General features: G+C 63.1%; 3 protein-coding genes. 1 reads left to right on the forward strand and 2 read right to left on the reverse strand.

Annotation, left to right across the window (positions count from 1 at the left end; genetic code table 11):
• Positions 1 to 224 (reverse strand): multidrug efflux SMR transporter (locus IRZ12_RS17200; protein ID WP_296471218.1); only part of this gene is annotated, 224 nt, incomplete at its 3' end.
• 298 nt (positions 225 to 522) lie between these two features.
• On the opposite strand from IRZ12_RS17200, the gene gdhA reads away from it, so the two are divergent.
• A complete protein-coding gene (gene gdhA, locus IRZ12_RS17205; protein WP_296471221.1) occupies positions 523 to 1,866 on the forward strand; it encodes an NADP-specific glutamate dehydrogenase in 1,344 nt (447 codons plus the stop codon).
• Here gdhA and IRZ12_RS17210 read toward each other — a convergent pair.
• Positions 1,860 to 2,573: AI-2E family transporter (locus IRZ12_RS17210; RefSeq protein ID WP_296471224.1), on the reverse strand; the 714-nt coding region annotated here is incomplete at its 5' end. The genes gdhA and IRZ12_RS17210 overlap by 7 nt on opposite strands.

The following is a 2,573-nucleotide window of genomic DNA, read 5'->3' on the forward strand; positions in this document are numbered from 1 at the left end:
ATCCCCAGCGCAGCGGTTCCCACCGCGCCCACGCCCACCCAGATCGCGTACGCGGTGCCGACCGGGAGCGTACGCATTGCAACACCCAGCAATACCACACTGGCTATCATGGCAATGGCGGTTCCCAGGGACGGCCACAGCCGGGTGAAGCCATCGGTGTATTTCAAGCCGATAGCCCAACCGACTTCTAGCAAGCCGGCGACGATCAATAGCATCCAAGCCATATCGCTTCCTGACGGGAGCGCCTCCACGCGGCTGCGTTCATGCCGCCCATGGTACGTCCCTATTTTTATTGAAAAACCACGGAGAAATATCGCTCCGTCCCTTTTTAAAAAATCGCACAAAATGAGGGCCTAAAGCCAACATTTAGCAGCATGATGACGAAAAAAGATGATTACAATGCCGCATTTTTCCGGTGCACGATGCACCGGTTTAGCGCAACACCGCACGTATTAGGTGCAACCTTCGGCGCCGCGCCGCCGGCGGGATGGCCTAGCGCCCGGATATCCATCGGAGCCGTAATTGAAACACACCAGCCTAGATAGTTTTCTCGCGCGCGTCGCCCAGCGCGACCCTCACCAGCCGGAATTCCTGCAAGCCGTCAAGGAAGTCATGACGAGCCTTTGGCCGTTCTTGCAGAAGAACCCGCGCTATGCCGAACAGGGCTTGCTCGAACGCCTGGTGGAGTCGGAACGGATCATTCAATTCCGCGTCTGCTGGGTGGACGACCGCGGCCAAACGCAAGTCAACCGCGCCTTCCGCGTCCAACACAACTCCGCCATCGGCCCCTACAAAGGTGGCATGCGCCTGCATCCCTCGGTCAACCTGTCCATCCTGCGCTTCCTGGCATTCGAACAGACCTTCAAGAACTCGCTCACGACCCTGCCCATGGGCGGCGGCAAAGGCGGCGCCGACTTCGACCCCAAGGGCAAGAGCGATGGTGAAGTCATGCGCTTCTGCCAGGCCTTGATGCTGGAGCTGTACCGCCACCTCGGCCCCGACACCGACGTGCCCGCCGGCGACATCGGCGTGGGCGCGCGCGAGGTGGGCTTCATGGCCGGGATGATGAAAAAACTATCGAACAGCTCGGCAGCGGTGTTCACCGGCAAAGGACTTTCCTTTGGCGGCAGCCTGATGCGCCCCGAAGCCACCGGCTACGGCACCATCTACTTCGCCGAGCAGATGCTGCACCGGAAGGCCGAAAGCTTCGACGGCAAGAAGGTCTCGATCTCTGGCTCCGGCAATGTTGCACAGTACGCCGCCGAAAAAGCCATCGACCTCGGGGCCAAGGTCCTGACGATGTCCGACTCGGACGGCACCCTGTACGTCCCCGAAGGCATCAGCACCGACCTGCTCAAGGAAATCATGGAGTTCAAGAACGTCCAGCGCGGCCGCCTTGCCGACTTCGCCGCACGCAATAAGCTGGCGTTCGAAGCCGGCAAGCGGCCCTGGCACATCCCCGTGGACATCGCCCTGCCTTGCGCCACCCAGAACGAGCTCGACGGCCAAGACGCCGAAACGCTGGTGCGCAACGGCGTGGTGTGCGTGGCCGAAGGCGCGAACATGCCATCCACCCTCGAAGCCGTGGACGTATTCGTGAAGGCCGGTACGCTCTACGCGCCGGGCAAGGCGAGCAACGCCGGCGGTGTCGCGGTGTCGGGGCTGGAAATGGCGCAAAACTCGCAGCGCGTCTCTTGGCACCATGCCGAAGTCGACGAACGGCTGCGCGCCATCATGAAAGACATCCACGAGAACTGCGTTCGCCACGGCACCCGGCCCGACGGCAGCATCAACTACGTGGACGGCGCCAACATCGCCGGCTTCGTGAAGGTCGCCGACGCCATGTTGGCACAAGGGATCTACTGATCCGACCCCCGCTCCCCCTGGTGGCCCTCCAGGGGGCAGGAAAGCTCGGCGCGGGGGATCTCTCTCACCCACTCGCGCCAGATGGCGACCAGCAGCGCCATCAGCACGGGGCCGACGAACAGGCCCACGAGCCCCATGGTCTGGACGCCCCCCACGAGGCCGATGAAGGTCGGCAGGAAAGGCAGCTTGACCGGCCCGCCGACCAGTTTCGGGCGCAATGTCTTATCGACGATGAAAAGCTCGAACGAGCCCCAGGCGAACAGGCCGAGCCCAGCCACGAGCTTGCCGGACGCGATCAGGTACAGCGACACCATGGTGAACGCCACGGGAGCGCCGCCCGGCACGAGCGCCATGAATCCCGTGATCAAGCCCATGAGCGCCGGCGACGGCACGCCCGCGATCCAATAAGCCGTGCCCAGCACCACGGCTTCGCCGATGGCGATCAGCCCCATGCCCGTGACCGTTGCGCTGATGGTGGCAGGCACGACGCGCGAAAGCCGCGTCCAGCGGGCCGGCAACACGCGCTCGCCCACGATGTCTAGCTGGGCGACCATGGCCTCGCCGTCCTTGTAGACGAAAAACAGGATGATCAGCATGAACACCACGGTCAAGGCAATGTGGAACGCATTGCCCGTGGCCGAGAGCACGACGCGGTAAATATTGCCGAGGTGTTCGCCGCTGACGAGCTGCACCCAGGAACCGAGGGC

Source organism: Pigmentiphaga sp., assembly GCF_019689535.1.
Taxonomy (GTDB): domain Bacteria; phylum Pseudomonadota; class Gammaproteobacteria; order Burkholderiales; family Burkholderiaceae_B; genus Pigmentiphaga.